Annotated in this window: 16 protein-coding genes; 12 read left to right on the top strand and 4 right to left on the bottom strand. The window is 74.0% G+C overall.

Annotation, left to right across the window (positions count from 1 at the left end; translation table 11 throughout):
- Nucleotides 1-28: 28 nt before the first annotated feature.
- The 11 genes from puhC to ACE101_RS08355 all read left to right on the top strand — a co-directional run bounded on the left by puhC (nucleotide 29) and on the right by ACE101_RS08355 (nucleotide 10,852).
- A complete protein-coding gene (gene puhC / locus ACE101_RS08405; protein ID WP_379127859.1) occupies nucleotides 29-481 on the top strand; it encodes a photosynthetic complex assembly protein PuhC in 453 nt (150 codons plus the stop codon).
- Nucleotides 475-780 carry an O2-dependent cyclase accessory protein gene (locus ACE101_RS08400; protein WP_379138549.1) on the top strand — a complete coding sequence of 102 codons (306 nt, stop codon included), beginning with the start codon at nucleotides 475-477 and terminating at the stop codon, nucleotides 778-780. Before puhC ends, ACE101_RS08400 begins: the two co-directional genes overlap by 7 nt.
- The gene (gene acsF, locus ACE101_RS08395; protein WP_379127856.1) at nucleotides 777-1,838 is read left to right on the top strand and encodes a magnesium-protoporphyrin IX monomethyl ester (oxidative) cyclase; all 1,062 of its coding nucleotides are present in this window, start codon (nucleotides 777-779) and stop codon (nucleotides 1,836-1,838) included. The genes ACE101_RS08400 and acsF overlap by 4 nt, the downstream gene beginning before the upstream one ends.
- A 6-nt stretch (nucleotides 1,839-1,844) precedes the next feature.
- Nucleotides 1,845-2,639: a putative photosynthetic complex assembly protein PuhE gene (puhE, locus tag ACE101_RS08390; RefSeq protein WP_379127853.1), complete on the top strand. Its 795-nt coding sequence runs from the start codon at nucleotides 1,845-1,847 to the stop codon at nucleotides 2,637-2,639.
- Between the two features lie 43 nt (nucleotides 2,640-2,682).
- Complete coding sequence (gene hemA, locus ACE101_RS08385; protein WP_379127850.1) at nucleotides 2,683-3,894, top strand: 5-aminolevulinate synthase; 1,212 nt, start codon at nucleotides 2,683-2,685, stop codon at nucleotides 3,892-3,894.
- 600 nt (nucleotides 3,895-4,494) lie between these two features.
- Entirely contained in the window at nucleotides 4,495-5,469 is a 975-nt protein-coding gene (gene bchI, locus ACE101_RS08380) for a magnesium chelatase ATPase subunit I (protein WP_379138546.1), read from the top strand.
- Entirely contained in the window at nucleotides 5,466-7,181 is a 1,716-nt protein-coding gene (locus ACE101_RS08375; protein WP_379127847.1) for a magnesium chelatase subunit D, read from the top strand. The genes bchI and ACE101_RS08375 overlap by 4 nt, the downstream gene beginning before the upstream one ends.
- Before the next feature lie 3 nt (nucleotides 7,182-7,184).
- Nucleotides 7,185-8,072, top strand: a complete 888-nt coding sequence (bchO, locus tag ACE101_RS08370) for an alpha/beta fold hydrolase BchO (protein ID WP_379127845.1) — start codon at nucleotides 7,185-7,187, stop codon at nucleotides 8,070-8,072.
- A 95-nt stretch (nucleotides 8,073-8,167) separates the two neighbouring features.
- Complete coding sequence (locus ACE101_RS08365) at nucleotides 8,168-9,694, top strand: phytoene desaturase (RefSeq protein ID WP_379127843.1); 1,527 nt, start codon at nucleotides 8,168-8,170, stop codon at nucleotides 9,692-9,694.
- Nucleotides 9,675-10,724, top strand: a complete 1,050-nt coding sequence (locus ACE101_RS08360) for a phytoene/squalene synthase family protein (RefSeq protein WP_379127840.1) — start codon at nucleotides 9,675-9,677, stop codon at nucleotides 10,722-10,724. Before ACE101_RS08365 ends, ACE101_RS08360 begins: the two co-directional genes overlap by 20 nt.
- Nucleotides 10,721-10,852, top strand: a complete 132-nt coding sequence (locus tag ACE101_RS08355) for a hypothetical protein (RefSeq protein ID WP_379127837.1) — start codon at nucleotides 10,721-10,723, stop codon at nucleotides 10,850-10,852. The genes ACE101_RS08360 and ACE101_RS08355 overlap by 4 nt, the downstream gene beginning before the upstream one ends.
- Before the next feature lie 10 nt (nucleotides 10,853-10,862).
- On the opposite strand, the gene ACE101_RS08350 is transcribed toward ACE101_RS08355, so the two are convergent.
- The 3 genes from ACE101_RS08350 to ACE101_RS08340 form a co-directional block, all read right to left on the bottom strand.
- Nucleotides 10,863-11,408 (bottom strand): SclB protein, encoded by a 546-nt coding sequence (locus tag ACE101_RS08350; protein WP_379127834.1) that lies wholly within the window; start codon nucleotides 11,406-11,408, stop codon nucleotides 10,863-10,865.
- A 76-nt stretch (nucleotides 11,409-11,484) separates the two neighbouring features.
- The gene (locus ACE101_RS08345; protein ID WP_379138543.1) at nucleotides 11,485-12,129 is read right to left on the bottom strand and encodes a ribonuclease T2 family protein; all 645 of its coding nucleotides are present in this window, start codon (nucleotides 12,127-12,129) and stop codon (nucleotides 11,485-11,487) included.
- Complete coding sequence (locus ACE101_RS08340) at nucleotides 12,129-12,602, bottom strand: hypothetical protein (RefSeq protein ID WP_379127831.1); 474 nt, start codon at nucleotides 12,600-12,602, stop codon at nucleotides 12,129-12,131. Before ACE101_RS08340 ends, ACE101_RS08345 begins: the two co-directional genes overlap by 1 nt.
- Nucleotides 12,603-12,863: 261 nt before the next feature.
- Here ACE101_RS08340 and polA point away from each other — a divergent pair, with 261 nt between their 5' ends.
- Nucleotides 12,864-15,947: a DNA polymerase I gene (gene polA, locus ACE101_RS08335; RefSeq protein ID WP_379127828.1), complete on the top strand. Its 3,084-nt coding sequence runs from the start codon at nucleotides 12,864-12,866 to the stop codon at nucleotides 15,945-15,947.
- 52 nt (nucleotides 15,948-15,999) lie between these two features.
- Here polA and ACE101_RS08330 read toward each other — a convergent pair whose 3' ends face one another.
- A complete protein-coding gene (locus ACE101_RS08330) occupies nucleotides 16,000-16,212 on the bottom strand; it encodes a DUF1127 domain-containing protein (protein WP_379127825.1) in 213 nt (70 codons plus the stop codon).
- Between the last annotated feature and the right edge of the window lie 105 nt (nucleotides 16,213-16,317).

Genomic DNA, 16,317 nt, shown 5'->3' with positions numbered 1-16,317 from the left:
CCGCAACCCGCCTCAGGAGCCGATGCCGATGTCCGAGCCCGACCTCCCGGTGCCCCGCGGACAGATCCGTGCCGCCGCCCTGCTCGTTGCCTTCGCGATCGGCGCCGTGGCGATCGGCCGGGTCGGCGACGTCGGCACCACGCGCATGCCGGAGGCCCGGCCGGTCGCGATCCTCGACCTCGCGGTGCAGGACCGCGACGATGGCGCGATCGCGCTCACGGATGCGCGGGACGGGCGCCTCGTCGCCGTGGTGCGGCCGGGCGAGGACGGCTTCCTGCGGGCGACCCTGCGGGTGATGGCCCAGGCGCGCCTGCGCGAGGGGCTGCCGCGCGATCCGCCCTTCCGGCTCGTGCGCTGGGACAACGGCACGCTGTCGCTCGACGACGTGGCGTCGGGCCGGCGCGTCAACCTCGAAGCCTTCGGCTTCACCAACGCGGCCGCCTTCGCGCGGCTGCTCGACCAGGGGAGGGGCGCATCGTGACACGCTGGCTGGGCGGCAAGACCCGCATCGAGGTGCCCTGCACGGTCGAGATCGAGCAGACGGCCGAGAGCCTGCATGCCCACGTCACCCTCGATGGCGGGCTCGCCATCGGGCCGGGGGACGAGGTGACGGTGCACGACGCGCCCACCGAGGTCCCGTATGGCGGGCGGATCGTGGTGCGCCGCACCGCGACCGTGGTGCGCGCGAGCGCCGTCGAGCGGCTGTGGACGCGCCTCGCGGGGCATTTCGAACTCACCGAACTCTACGAGGTCAGCTTCTCGGAAAGGACGAGGCTATGAGCGCGACGGCCCTCCCGACGCAGAATGCGAGCACCCGCTCCGCGCAGGCGACCACCTTCCTCAGCCCGCGCTTCTACACCACCGACTTCGACGAGCTCGACCGCACGGATGTCGAGCCGGTGCGGGCCGAGTGGGACGTGCTTATCGCCGAGATGCGCAGCGACCCGAACCGGCGCCACTTCGTGCGGACCGACGCGTTCGACCAGGATCTCTCGGGCCTCGACCCGGAGCTGCGCAAGGAATTCCTCGACTTCCTGGTCTCCTCGATCACCGCCGAGTTCTCGGGCTGCGTCCTCTATGCCGAGATGCGCAAGCGCGCCCGCAACAAGGACATCCGCGAGCTGTTCGGCTTCATGAGCCGCGACGAGGCCCGCCACGCCGGCTTCATCAACGACACCCTGAAGGATTTCGGCGTCGGCGTCGATCTCGGCTTCCTGACGCGGGCCAAGAAGTACACGTATTTCCGGCCGAAATTCATCTTCTACGCGACCTACCTCTCGGAGAAGATCGGCTACGCGCGCTACATCACGATCTTCCGCGAGCTGGAGCGGCATCCCGAGCACCGCTTCCACCCGATCTTCCTGTGGTTCGAGAAGTGGTGCAACGACGAGTTCCGCCACGGCGAGGCCTTCGCGCTGCTGATGCGCGCCAACCCGAAGCTGCTCTCCGGGATCAACGCCTACTGGATCAAGTTCTTCCTGCTGGCGGTGTTCTGCACCATGTACGTGCGCGACCATTGCCGGCCGGCCTTCCACGCGGCGCTCGGGATCGATCCGACGCAGTACGACTTCACGGTGTTCCGGATCACCTCGGAGATCTCGCGGCAGGTCTTCCCGCTCACGCTCGACCTCGACGATCCCCGCTTCAAGGCCGGCCTCGACCGGCTGCTCGCCTGCGCCCGCGGCATCGCGGAGGCCAAGGCCCGGGGCGGCCTCTCGGGCCGGCTGCGGCATGCGGGCCTCGCGGCGCGGGCGGCCCTCACCTTCGGGCGCCTGATGCTGCTGCCGGCCAAGGCCAACCGGATGCCCGCCCGGGTCCGGCTCAGCCCCGCCTGGTAGCGCCGCATGTCCGCCTACGCCGCCCCGATCCTCTATGCCGTCCTGATCTGGTGGTTCCTCACCGGGGTGATCCTCTGGCTGAACCACCGGCCCCGGCGCACGCATGCCTGGAGCTTCGGGGCGACGAGCCTCGCGCTCCTCGGCGCCCTCTGGGTCATCGCCTGGAGCGCCGGGGCGCGGAGCGAGGCCGGCGCCTACGCGGCCTTCACGGCGGCGCTGGTGGTCTGGGGCTGGCAGGAGATGGCCTTCTACATGGGCTACCTCGCCGGCCCGCGCCGCACGCCCGGCGCGCCGAGCGTGCGGGGACTGGCCCGGTTCGGGGCGGCGGCGGCGACGAATCTCTGGCACGAGGCGGCGATCATCCTCGGCGCCCTCGTCGTCGCGTGGCTCACGGCGGAAAGCCCGAACCGGGTCGCGCTCTGGACCTATCTCGTGCTCTGGGGGATGAACCTCAGCGCCCGGCTCAACCTCTTCCTCGGCGTGCGCAACCTCAACGCCGAGTTCCTGCCCGAGCACCTGCGCTATCTCGGCAGCTTCTTCCGGCGCGCGCCGATGAACCCGCTCTTCCCCGTCGCGATGATCCTGGCCACCGGCATCCTCCTGGTGCTGCTGCACCCGGCGGTGGCCGAGAGCGCCTCCGCCTTCGAGCAGGCGGGCCACACGATGATGGCGACCCTGATGGCGCTCGCCATCCTGGAGCACGGCTTCCTGATGCTGCCGCTCCCCTCCGCCGCGCTCTGGGGCTGGGGCCTGCCCGCCCGCCGGAGCGCCCCCGACACCGACCGCGCGACGGCGCCCTGACCGCGGACGACCGACGACCCGCCGCACCCGAGGGGGAAGCCTCATGGACTACGAATCGTTCTTCGCCGCCGCGTTGCAGGGCCTGCGCCGCGAGGGCCGCTACCGGGTCTTCACCGATCTCGAACGGCAGGCCGGGCGCTTCCCGCGCGCGCTCCACCACGGTGCGGGCGGCCCGCGCGAGGTCACGGTCTGGTGCTCGAACGACTATCTCGGGATGGGCCAGCACCCGGCGGTGATGCGGGCGATGCACGAGGCGATCGACCGCAGCGGCACCGGGGCGGGCGGCACCCGCAACATCTCGGGCACCAACCACGATCACGTGCGCCTGGAGGGGGAACTCGCCGACCTGCACGGCAAGGAGGCGGCGCTGCTCTTCACCTCCGGTTACGTCTCGAACTGGGCCGGCCTCGGCACGCTCGCCGCCAAGCTGCCGGGCTGTGTGGTGTTCTCGGACGAGGGCAACCACGCCTCGATGATCGAGGGCATCCGCTCCAGCCGGGCCGAGCGCCACATCTTCCGCCACAACGACCCCGCGGATCTGGAGCGCAAGCTGCGCCTCGCCGATCCCGCCGCGCCCAAGCTCGTCGCCTTCGAGTCGGTCTACTCGATGGACGGCGACATCGCGCCCATCGCCGAACTCTGCGAGGTCGCCGAGGCCCACGGCGCCATGACTTATCTCGACGAGGTGCACGCGGTGGGCCTCTACGGGCCGCGCGGCGGGGGCATCGCCGAGCGGGAGGGGCTGATGCACCGCCTCACCGTGATCGAGGGCACCCTCGGCAAGGCCTTCGCGGTGTCGGGCGGCTACATCGCCGGTTCGGCGGCGCTGTGCGACTTCGTGCGCAGCTTCGCCTCCGGCTTCATCTTCACCACCTCCCTGCCCCCCGCGATCGCCGCGGGGGCGCTCGCGAGCATCCGCCACCTCAAGGCGAGCGGGGCCGAGCGCGCCCGCCACCAGGACCGCGTCGCCGCCGTGCGCCGCCGCCTCGCGGCCACCGGCATCCCGGTGATGGACAACGACAGCCACATCGTCCCGGTCATGGTCGGCGATCCGGTCCTGTGCAAGGCGATCAGCGACACCCTGCTCGACGAGTTCGCCATCTACGTCCAGCCGATCAACTACCCGACCGTGGCGCGGGGCACGGAGCGCCTGCGCGTCACCCCCTCGCCGCTGCACAGCGACGCCGACATCGAGCATCTCGCGGCGGCGCTCGGGACGATCTGGGCCCGGATCGGCCTCGCCCGGGCGGCGTGATACGGTTTCCGGAAGATCACTTTCGGAAACCGTATCACGAGCCCGCGCGGCGCCTGAGCGAGGCCGGTTTCCGCATCGCGAAGCGATCATCCGGAAACCGTATGAGGGGGCTCTCTCCCGCGCGGACTTGAGACCGTCACCCCTTGCCAGATGAGGCGCGGATGTCTCTCGCCTCGGTTACGCAGGGCTGCCCGGGACGATACGGGCGCCTCTCCCCTCTCCCGAGTGGGAGAGGCGCCCCACCGCTTCCTTGCACAGCCGGACCGCTGGCGAGGCGAGGAGACGCACGACCCCGTGCATCCGCTGGTTCCTGAGAGAAGGGGTCCCCGCACTCTGCCGTCTGTCGGCGCTGATCGGAAGCGTCCAATAAACCAGACATCGAAATTGTCACTTTCATTGGACATTCGGCTTGTCCCGGTGAATGCTGGTCCCGGCCCGGATACGGGCCTCCAGGCTTCAGGAGACGTCGTGGCGCTCACCGATTCGGCCCTGTCCCGGCGGGCCCTGAAGCCGGGTTCCGTGCCGCTCCCGTCGGCGGTGCGGCCGGTGCCCGCTGCCCGGGCGCCCTATCCGTTCACGGCCATCGTCGGCCAGGAGGAGATGCGGCGCGCGCTCCTCGTCGCCGCGGTCGATCCCGCGGTCGGCGGCGTCCTGGTCTTCGGCGACCGCGGCACCGGGAAATCCACCGCCGTGCGCGCGCTCGCCGCCCTGCTGCCGCCGATGCGGGCGGTGGCGGGCTGCCCCTATGCCTGCGACCCCGCCGAGGAGGCGGGGCTCTGCCCCGGCTGCCGCAGCCGCCTGCCGCAGGGCCTCACCGCGCAGACCGTGCCGGTGCCCGTGGTCGATCTGCCGCTCGGCGCCACCGAGGACCGGGTCGTCGGCGCCCTCGACATCGGCCGCGCCCTCGCGGCGGGGGAGAAGGCCTTCGAGCCCGGGCTGCTCGCCCGCGCCAACCGCGGCTTCCTCTACATCGACGAGGTCAACCTGCTGGAGGATCACCTCGTCGATCTCCTGCTCGACGTGGCGGCCTCCGGGATCAACACGGTCGAGCGCGAGGGGCTCAGCATCCGGCACCCGGCCCGGTTCGTGCTCGTCGGCAGCGGCAACCCGGAGGAGGGGGAGCTGCGTCCGCAGCTCCTCGACCGTTTCGGCCTCGCCGTCGCGGTGACGACGCCCACCGATCTCGCGGCGCGCATCGCCATCGTACGGCGGCGCGACGCCTACGAGCGCGACCCCGCCGCCTTCGCGGCCGATTGGGCGGACGAGGAGGCGCGGCTTGCCCGGACGATCCTGGAGGCGCGCGCGCGGCTCGCCCGCGTCGCCGTTCCGGACGCGGTGCTGGAGGCGGCCGCGCGGCTCTGCCTCGTCCTCGGCACCGACGGCCTGCGCGGCGAACTCACCCTGATGCGCACCGCCCGGGCGCTCGCGAGCCTCGACGGCGAGCGGCGCGTGACCCCGGAGCACCTGCGCCGGATCGCCCCCGCCGCCCTCGGCCACCGGCTGCGCCGCAACCCCCTCGACGAGGCCGGCTCCGAGGCCCGCGTCGCCCGCGCCGTCGCCGAGGTGCTCGGGTGAGCGCCGCGCCGGCAGCCTGGGCGCGCGCCTGCCGGGCGGCGGCCCTCGCGGCGCTCGATCCGGCGGGGATCGGCGGGGTCGTCCTGCGCGCCCGGCTGGGCCCGGTGCGGGAGGCGTGGCTCGATCGCCTGCGGGTCGGGCTGCCGGCGGGCGTCCCGCTCCTGCGCCTGCCGGCCGGCATCGCCGACGAGGCGCTCCTCGGCGGCCTCGACCTTCCGGCCACCCTGCGGGCCGGGCGCCCGGTGCTGCGGCCCGGCCTGCTCGCCCGCGCCGACGGTGGCGTCGTGGTGGTGCCGATGGCCGAGCGCCTCGGGGCGGGCGCGGCGGCGCGGATCGCGCAGGCCCTCGATACCGGCGCGGTCGCGCTGGCCCGGGACGGCGTCGCGATGCGGCTTCCCGCCCGCTTCGGCATCGTGCTCCTCGACGAGGGGGAGGACGACGACCCGCCGCCCCCCGCCGCCCTCACCGACCGGGCGGCTTTGCATCTCGACCTCGCCGCGCTCGCGCCCGGCCTGCTCGCCGGCTCGGCCCCGCTCCCGGACCTCGCGGCGATCCGTGACCGCCCTTCCCCGGCCACGGACGAGGCGGCTCTCGACGCGCTCTGCGGGATCGCCGCGCGGCTCGGCATCCCGTCCCTGCGGGCACCCCTCCTGGCGCTGCGGGTCGCGCGGCTCCACGCCTCGCTCGCCGGCCGGGCGGCCGTGGAGGAGGAGGACCTCGCCCTCGCGACGGCCCTGGTGCTCGCCCCGCGCGCGACCGTCTGGCCGGAGACGCCGCCGGAGGCGGCCCCGGCCGAGCCCGCCGAAGAGGCCGTCCCGGAGGAGGCGCAGGCCCCGGCGGCCGATCAGGACCGGATCCTCGCCGCCGCGGCCGCGGCCCTGCCGCCCGGCCTGCTCGCCGGGCTGGGCGCGGGCCGGCAGCCGCGGGCCCGCGCCGCCACGGATGGACGGGCCGGAGCCGCCGCGCCGGGCCATCGCGGCCGCCCCTGCGGTGCCCGGCCCGGCGATCCGCGGCGCGGCCGCCTCGCCCTCGTCGAGACCCTGCGGGAGGCCGCGCCCTGGCAGCGGCTGCGGCGGGGCCCGGACGCGGCGGATGCCCGGATCCGCGTCGCGCCCGGGGACATCCGCATCCGCCGCCTCGTCCAGCGGCGCGAGACGACGACGATCTTCGCCGTCGACGCCTCGGGCTCCGCCGCCTTGGAGCGGCTGGCGGAGGCCAAGGGCGCGGTCGAGCATCTCCTCGCCGAGTGCTACGTGCGCCGCGACCGGGTGGCGCTCCTCGCCTTCCGGGGCTGCGGGGCGGACCTGCTCCTCGCCCCGACCCGCTCGCTGGTGCGCGCCAAGCGAGCGCTCGCGGCCCTGCCCGGGGGCGGCGGCACGCCGCTCGCGGCGGGCATCGAGGCGGCCGCACGTCTCGCGGCGGCGGAGCGCCGCGGCGGCCGCACCCCGGTCGTGCTCCTGCTCACGGATGGCCGGGCGAATGTCGCGCGCTCGGGCGCGCCCGGCCGGGCGCAGGCCGCCGCCGACGCCCTCGCCGCTGCACGGGAACTCGCAACCGGGGGCACCCGCGCCCTCCTGATCGACACCGCCGCCCGCCCCCAGGAGGAGGCCCGCCGCCTCGCCGAGGCCATGGCGGCGCGCTACCTGCCGATGCCGCAGGCCGACGCCGCGCGCCTGACGCGGGCCGTGCGGGAGGCCGGCCCGCGAGGCTGACGCATGCTCCTCTCCGACGACAGGCCCGTCTTCGACCGGGAGGGCCGGGACTGGCCGAACCGGGCTGCGAGCCGCTTCGTGACCGCGGGCGGCCTGACCTGGCACCTGCAGGAGGCGGGGGAGGGGCCGACGCTCCTCCTCCTCCACGGCACCGGGGCGGCGACGCATTCCTGGCGCCGGCTGATGCCGCTCCTCGCCCGCGACTTCCGCGTCCTCGCGCCGGACCTGCCGGGGCACGGCTTCACCGACCCGCTGCCGACCCCCTCGCTGCCCCGGATCGCCCGCGCCCTCGCCGGGCTGCTCGGAAGCCTCGGTGCGGCGCCGCGGGTGGTGGTCGGCCACTCGGCCGGGGCGGCGATCCTGGTGCGGCTCTGCCTCGACGGCGCCCTCGCGCCCCGGCTCCTCGTCGGGCTCAACGCGGCGCTCAAACCCTTCCCCGGCATGGCCGGGCTGATCTTCCCGGCCATGGCGCGGGTGCTGTTCCTCAACCCCGTCACGCCGCGCGTCTTCGCGTGGTCGGCCGACCGCCGCTCCGTCGAACGGCTCATCCGCGGAACCGGCTCGACCATCGACCGGCCCGGCCTCGATCTCTACCGTCGCCTGTTCCGGAAGCCCGCCCACATCGCCGGAGCCCTCGGCATGATGGCGAACTGGGATCTCACCGGCCTCGACCGGGACCTTCCCCGGCTCGCCGTGCCGCTGCTGCTCGTCGTCGGCGCCGAGGACCGCACCATCGTCCCCGAGGTCTCGTTCGGGGTCGCGGACCGGCTCGGCGGCCGGCCGCGGGTGGAGCTGCTGCGCGGCCTCGGCCATCTCGCCCACGAGGAAAGGCCGGAGGCCGTGGCCGCGCTGATCACGGCGGCGGCCCGGCGCGAGGGTGCGCTCGACTGACGGCAGGGCCGCCCGCCCCCCGGATCGCTCTTGATCGATCGCGCTTGATGGATCGCTCTTGCGTTGAGGATCGCACGCGACGATAGTGTCAACCTATGTTGACACTCGACGTCGCTCCGCCGCGGGCCGTCCCGGCCGGGCGCAGGCCCCATGCGGTGGTGATCGGCAGCGGCTTCGGCGGGCTCGCGGCGGCGGTGCGCCTCGGCGCGCGGGGCTACCGGGTGAGCGTGCTGGAGCGCCTCGCGCAGCCGGGCGGGCGGGCGCGGGTCCACCGCCAGGACGGCTTCACCTTCGATGCCGGGCCGACCATCGTCACCGCGCCCTTCCTGTTCGAGGAATTGTGGGCGCTCTGCGGCCGAACCCTCGCCGAGGACGTCACCCTCGTGCCGATGCGGCCCTTCTACCGCATCCGGTTTCACGACGGCGCCAGCATCGACGTGAGCGGCGACGCGGAGGCGATGCGCGCCGCGGTCGAGCGGCTCGCCCCGGGCGAGGGCGGGGCCTACGACCGCTTCATGGCGGCTTCGGACGAGATCTGCCGGATCGGCTTCGAGCAGCTCGGCCACGTCCCGTTCGGCCGGGCCGCCGACATGCTGCGCATCGCCCCCGACCTGCTGCGGCTCGGCGGGCACCGCAGCGTGTACGGGCTGGTCTCGCGCTTCTTCCGCGACGAGCGCCTGCGCACGGTGTTCAGCTTCCACCCGCTGCTCATCGGCGGATCGCCCTTCCGGGCGAGCGCGATCTACTGCCTGATCGCCGCCCTGGAGCGGCGCTGGGGCGTGCATTCGGCGATGGGCGGCACCGGGCGCCTCGTGCAGGGCTTGGTGCGGCTGATCGAGGGTCAGGGCGGCCGCGTCCGCTGCAACGCCACGGTGAGCCGCATCCTCGTGGAGGAGGGGACCGCGCGCGGCGTCGAACTCGCGGACGGCACGCGCATCCCGGCCGCCTTGGTGGTGTCGAACGCCGATTCGGCCTGGACCGCCCTCAACCTCCTGCCCGCCTCCGCCCGCGGCTGGCGCGAGCGGCGGCTCGCCCGCGCGCATTCCTCCATGGGCCTGTTCGTGTGGTATTTCGGCACGAGGCGCACCTATCCGGACCTGCCCCACCACACGATCCTGCTCGGGCCGCGCTACCGGGGCCTCCTCGCCGACATCTTCGTCCGCAAGGTCCTGGCCGAGGATTTCAGCCTCTACCTGCACCGCCCCACCGCCACCGATCCGGGCCTCGCGCCGCCGGGCTGCGACGCCTTCTACGTGCTGTCGCCGGTGCCGAACCTCGCGGGCGGCCAGGACTGGGCCGCCCTCGCCGAGCCCTACCGCCAGCGCATCGCGGCCCATCTGGAGGCGACCGTGCTGCCGGGCCTGTCGCGCGCCCTCGCCACCTCGCGGGTGACGACTCCTTGCGACTTCCGCGACGACCTCCTGGCCCATCGCGGCTCCGGCTTCGGCCTCGAACCGATCCTGACGCAGAGCGCCTATTTCCGGCCGCACAACCGCAGCGGATCGGTGCGCCACCTCTATCTCGTCGGCGCCGGCACCCATCCGGGGGCGGGGCTGCCCGGCGTGCTCTCCTCCTCGAAGATCCTCGATCGGGTGGTGCCGGATGCCGCTGTCTTCGCCTGATGCGCCGCCCGCCGGCCGCGCCGATCACGCCGCCTGCCGGGCCGCGATCCGCACGGGCTCGCGCAGCTTCTACGCCGCCTCCTGGCTGCTGCCCCGCCGGGTGCGCCGGGACGCCTACGGGCTCTACGCCTTCTGCCGGCTCTCGGACGACGCGGTGGACGGGGGCGGCGCGCCGGCCGACGCGGTGCCGCTGCTGCGCGAGCGGCTGGCGCGCGCCCATGCGGGCCGGCCCCTCGACGCGCCCGCCGACCGGGCCCTCGCCGAGATCCTCGCCCGCCACGCGATCCCCGAGGCTCTGCCGGCGGCCCTCCTCGACGGCCTCGCCTGGGACGCCGCCGGACGGCGCTACGCCGACCTGCCGGCCCTCGCCGCCTACGCGGCCCGGGTCGCCGGCTCGGTCGGGGCCATGATGACCCTCGTGATGGGCGTGCGCGCGCCCGAGGCGCTCGCCCGGGCCTGCGACCTCGGCATCGCCATGCAGCTCACCAACATCGCCCGCGACGTCGGCGAGGATGCCCGGGCGGGCCGCCTCTACCTGCCGGAGGCCTGGCTGCGCGAGGCGGGGCTCGATCCCGACGCCTTCCTGGCCCGGCCCGCGCCGGGCCCCGCCCTCGCCGCCGTGGTGGCGCGGCTGCTGGCGGCGGCGGATCTCCTCTACGCCCGGGCGGAGAGCGGCATCGCGCTCCTGCCCGCCTCCTGCCGGCCCGCCATCCGGGCGGCGCGGCTGATCTACGCCGAGATCGGCCGGACCCTCGAGCAGGACGGGCTCGATCCGGTCTCGCGCCGGGCCCGGGTGGCGGGCTCGCGCAAGGCGCAGCTCCTCGCCCGCGCCGTGCTCGCGCCATCGCGGCGCCCCGTCGATCAACCGCCCCTGCCCGAGGCGGCGTTCCTGGTCGAGGCGGTGGCGGCCCGCACGGCGCCCCTGCCGCTCCCGGCCTGGTGGGATCTCGGCGGGCAGGCCGTGCGGGTCCTCGATCTCATCGCGGTGCTGCGCGAGCGCGAGAGCGTCGGGGGGCCTGCGCCCTCGTGAGCGAGACGCTGTCCGCCGTCCTCGATGCCGGGCTCGTCTTCGGGGCCGCGCCGGGTCTCGCCCCGTGGCAGCTCTGGCGCCTGCGCCGGGAGGCCCGCCCGCGGGGCGATGCGCCGCCGGAGGCGTGATGCGGCCTCCTCACCCCCGCTTCGCGCCGGCCCGATCGGCCGGGGAGGGCAGCGGATCGCGCGGCGATTCGCTGCCCTGGCGGGCGGCGTTCGAGAACACCGTGTGCCCGCCCGGCCCCGTATCCTCGCGCCGGCGCGGGGTGCGGGACCGGTCGTCGTCGCGGCCGGCGAGCTCGTCCGGGTTGCCCCGCTCGGAGGGCGGCACGTCGTCGACCCGCACCGGCCTCGCCTCGCTGCCGCCCGGCGCGCTCAGGATCCCCGAATGCGCGGTCCCGTCGCCGCCCATGCCGCCGGAGCCGTGTCCGCCGGGAGCGGCCGGAGCACCGGCCGTGCCGAACGCCGCGCGCACGTCGTCGGTCTCGCCCGGCAGGTCGCCGGGATCGGGTGCGCGGCCCGCATCGGCCCGCGGTCCCTCCGGACGGGCGAGGCGCTGATCGAGCGCGCGCCGCTCCTCCGGCGTCAGCACGTCGCCGCGCCCCGCTCCCGCGGCTCCGGTCTGAGGCGAGACACCGCCGCCGGGCACCGGGGCTTCGCGCTCGCTGGGGTCGTTCGGCATGGATGCCCTCCTGCTCGGGGCCGGACCGGCCTCGGGAGGGATCAAAGCCCGGGGAGGTGCGGGTGTTCCCGGCGCGTCAGCGCCCGGCTTCGACCGTGACCTCGCCGGCCCGGCAGTTCTGCCGTGCGACCTCGGGGCAGGAAGTGAAGGAGCGGAGATCCTTCGCGAAGCAGATCCGTACCTCTTCCAGGCGCCCGGCGCGGCAGGTCACCGCCATCATGTCGGGACGCAGGCCCGGGTTGCTCGCGACGAACAGCCGGGCGACGTCGATCGGCGCGACGCGCTGCTCCGCGCCCGCCTTGAAGCGGTCGGGGATGCTCACCGCCTCGCGGGCGCGGCGGGTGAGGCGGAAGTAGCTCGCCGGATCCTCGCCCGAGCAGGTGCCGTGCTTGCGCCACTGGTAGCGGGCGAGCCCCTCGGTGGGGAAGACGCCCTCGGCCTCGGCGAGGGCCGGCCGCGACGGGGCACGGGGGAAGGCCCCGCACTCGCTCGGATAGCCGCGGTCGTATTGCGGCCAGAGGCCGTGCACCACGAAACCGAGGCCGCGGCCCGGATCGCATTGCGCATCGCCCCGACGCTCGCCGGTGAGCGCGCAGAAGGTCGGCGACCAGGACAGGGCGAGGACGTAGAAGTCGAAGCGGCCAGGCGTGCCGCCGCGATCCTGCGCGGCGGCACCGCAGGCCGCGAGCGCGAGGGCCCCGGCGAGAAGCGCCCGCCGGATCAGGGCCGGGCCTCCCGGCAGGACGTGGCCGAGGCGTAGGCGTAGGCGAGGTTGCGGTCGAGGCCCTGCACGCAGAACTCGACGCCCCAGACCGAGCCGATGATGCCCAGGCTCTCGCGCACCGAGTAATCCACCCGGCGGCGCACGCCGTCCGAGGTGGTGGCGACCGCGGTGCAGAAGCGGCGGGGCACGTAGTCGAGACCCCAGGGGCGCCACGCCGTCCGCTCGATCCGGTCGTAGCCCAGGATGGTGAGCGAGGAATTCCAGAACTTGGATTCCTTCTCGGCGAATTGCGACGACATCTTCGCCAGGATGTCCGGATCCTGGCAGCCCGGGATGTCGGCGTCGTACGGGAACTCGCGCTCCTCGGCCGGGGTGACCTCCTGGCGGGCCGAGCGGGCCTCGGCCGACGAGACCGCGGCGGAGAGGGCGAGGCCGGCGAGGAACGAGGCGAGGAGAGCGGATGGGCGCATGGCCGGACCTTGGGGTGCGGGCGCCCGGCCTCTCCCAAGAGGGAAGTCCGCGCGCTCCGGATGAAGAGCGTCGTTTGGGGTCCAGACGAAGCCGCCGGGCCGGCTCAAGTCAAGCTGGCGCGGCCGCCGCCAGCCGCTTTCCGGCGCCCTGGTGTGCCGGCACCACACCGCGCCGCGGTGGCGCAGCGGATCGCCCTCGCTTCAGTCGGGGCCGGACCTGCTCTATGGAAGACGGCCGTGTCAGGAACCGAGCCGCCCCGCATGACCGCCGATCCCGCCCCCGAGGCCTCCGCGCTCGAGACGAAGCCCGTCGGCCCCGGCGATCAGGTGCTCCTGGTCGACGGCTCCTCCTTCATCTTCCGGGCCTATTTCCAGTCGATCAACCAGCCGGAGCGCTACAACTTCCGGCCCTCGGACGGGATGCCGACCGGCGCGGTGCGGCTGTTCTGCGCCAAGATCGCCCAGTTCGTGCAGGAGGGCGCGGCCGGGGTGACGCCGAGCCATCTCGGCATCGTCTTCGACAAGTCCGAGGGCTCGTTCCGCAAGGAGATCTTTCCGGACTACAAGGGCCACCGGCCGGACGCGCCGGAGGATCTCAAGCGGCAGATGCCGCTGATGCGCGAGGCGGTGCGGGCCTTCGGCCTCGAACCGATCGAATTGCAGCGCTACGAGGCGGACGACCTGATCGCCACCTACGCCCGGCAGGCGGAGGCGCGGGGGGCGGGCGTGATCATCGTGTCCTCCGACAAGGACCTGATGCAGCTCGTCGGCGACCTCGTGCGGTTCTACGACTTCGAGTCGGGCCAGAAGGGCAAGCCCGGCTACCGGCCCGAGCGCAACCTCGACGCCGCGGCCATCGTGGAGCGCTGGGAGGGCCTGACCCCGGCCCAGATCGGCGACGCGCTCGCGCTGATCGGCGACACCTCGGACAACGTGCCGGGCGTGCCGGGCATCGGCCTCAAGACCGCGGCGGCCTTGATCAAGGAGTTCGGCAGCCTGGAGGCGCTTCTGGAGCGGGCCGCCGAGATCAAGCAGCCCAAGCGCCGCGAGACGCTGCTCGCCAACATCGATCAGGCGCGCCTGTCGCGGCAGCTCGTCACCCTCGACGAGGCGGTGCCGGTGCCGGTGCCCCTCGACGCGCTGCGCCTGCGCCGACCCGATCCGGAGCGGCTCGTCGGCTTCCTCAAGGCGATGGAGTTCAACACCCTGACGCGGCGCATCGCCTCGCTGCTCCACGTCGATCCCGAGGCGGTGAGGCCGGATCCGTCGCTGCTGCCGGGGGGCGCTGCGCCCTACGCCAACGAGAAGGGGGGCAGCGACGCCACGCCGTTCTTCGGCGACGCGGCGACGGACGCGCCCGCCCCCGAGGCCGATCCCTTCGCCGATCTCGGCCTGCCGGACGCCCCCGCCGAGTCCCGCGGTCCCGCGAAGCCCCGCGGCCCCGCCGAGGCGACGCCCGGGAGCCTGGTCGCGGCCCGCGCCGCCGAGGCGGTGAAGCCCTTCGACACCGGGTCCTACGAGACGATCACCACCCTCGAGCGGCTGACGGCCTGGGTCGAGGAGGCCACCGCGATCGGCGTCGTCGCGGTCGATACCGAGACCACCGCGCTCGACGCGAACAAGGCCGACCTCGTCGGCGTCTCCCTCGCCACGGGGCCGGGGCGGGCCGCCTACATCCCGCTCACCCATCGCGGCAGCGAGGACCTGTTCGGCGAGGGCCTGCTGCCGAACCAGCTTCCCTGGGAAGCGGTGCGGGCGTCCCTGAAGCCGCTCCTCGAGGACCCGGCCGTGCTCAAGGTCGGGCAGAACATCAAGTACGACTGGCTGGTGCTCGCCCGCCACGGCATCGAGGTGCGCCCCTACGACGACACGATGCTGATCTCCTACGTGCTCGATGCCGGCAAGGGCTCGCACGGCATGGACGAACTGGCGCGCCGCCATCTCGGCCACCAGCCGATCACCTTCGCGGACGTCGCCGGCACCGGCCGCGCCAAGATCACCTTCGACCGGGTGCCCCTCGACAAGGCCACCGCCTACGCGGCCGAGGACGCGGACGTGACCTTACGCCTCTGGCGCCTCATGAAGCCGCGGCTCGCCGCCGAGCGGCGCGCCACGGTCTACGAGACCCTGGAGCGGCCCCTCGTCCCCGTGCTCGCCCGCATGGAGCGCGAGGGCATCCGGGTCGACCGGGGGATGCTGAGCCGGCTCTCGGGCGACTTCTCGCAGTCGCTGGCGCGGCTGGAAGCCGAGATCCAGGAGATGGCGGGGGAGACCTTCTCGGTCTCCTCGCCGAAGCAGATCGGCGACATCCTGTTCGGCAAGCTCGGGCTGCCCGGGGCCAAGAAGACGCCCTCGGGCCAGTGGGCGACGCCCGCGACGCTCCTCGACGAACTCGCCGGCCAGGGCCACGAGCTGCCGAAGAAGATCCTGGAGTGGCGTCAGCTCTCGAAGCTGAAATCCACCTACACCGACAGCCTGCAGGAGCATGCCGACCGGGCGACGGACCGCGTCCACACCTCCTTCGCGCTCGCCGCGACCACCACCGGGCGGCTCTCCTCCTCGGACCCGAATCTCCAGAACATCCCGATCCGCACCGAGGAGGGGCGGCGCATCCGGCAGGCCTTCGTGGCGGATGCCGGGCACAAGCTGATCTCGGCGGATTACAGCCAGATCGAGCTGCGGCTGCTCGCCCACATCGCCGACATCCCGCAGCTGCGCCAAGCCTTCGCGGACGGCATCGACATCCACGCGGCCACCGCCTCGGCGATGTTCGGCGTGCCCCTCGACCAGATGACGCCGGACCTGCGGCGCCGGGCCAAGACCATCAATTTCGGCATCATCTACGGCATCTCGGCCTTCGGCCTCGCCGACCGGCTCGGCATCCCGCAGGGCGAGGCCTCGGCCTTCATCAAGCAGTATTTCGAGCGCTTCCCCGGCATCCGCGCCTATATCGACGACACCAAGAAGATCTGCCGGGACAAGGGCTACGTGACGACCCTGTTCGGGCGCGTCTGTCACTACCCGCAGATCCGCTCCAACAACCCGCAGGAGCGGGCCTCGGTGGAGCGTCAGGCGATCAACGCGCCGATCCAGGGCTCGGCCGCCGACATCATCCGGCGGGCGATGGTGCGGATGGAAGGGGCCCTGGCGGCGGAGGGCCTCACCACCCGCATGCTGCTGCAAGTGCACGACGAACTCGTCTTCGAGGCTCCCGACGACGAGGTGGAGCGGGCGCTGCCGATCATCGCCCGGGTGATGGAGGAGGCGCCCCACCCGGCCGTGGAGCTGAAGGTGCCGCTCGCCGTCGAGGCCAAGGCCGCGACGAACTGGCAGGAGGCGCACTGAGCGCGCCCCCTCGTGGGAGGACGGGGCCCACGGCCGCCGGTCCGGCGCGGCCCTACGGCCGCCAGAAGGGCTTGCGCAGCTCGGCGCGCACGGCCGCGGGAGACAGGCCGACATCCCGCAGCTGCTCAGGGCTGAGATCCGCGAGTTCGCGCCGGGTCCGGCTGCGCCAGAGCCAGAGGCGCCAGATGGCGGGCCGCCCGGGACGGGGCGGACTGGGTTGCGCGACGGCGGAGCGGCGGGACGCGCGAAGGACGACGACGGCCATGGTCGATGTTCCGAAGGGAGAGGAGGCAGTCCGGCCGGGATTGCCCGCGCAGCATTGCTCCGAGGCTCCACTCAGTGCAATCTGAACATTGAACTCGGAGCAATT

The sequence above is a fragment of the Methylobacterium carpenticola genome, assembly GCF_042748905.1.
GTDB classification, from domain to species: Bacteria; Pseudomonadota; Alphaproteobacteria; order Rhizobiales; family Beijerinckiaceae; genus Methylobacterium; species Methylobacterium carpenticola.
Note: the sequence above shows the minus strand (reverse complement) of the source record. Positions and strands in the feature narration are given on the sequence as shown.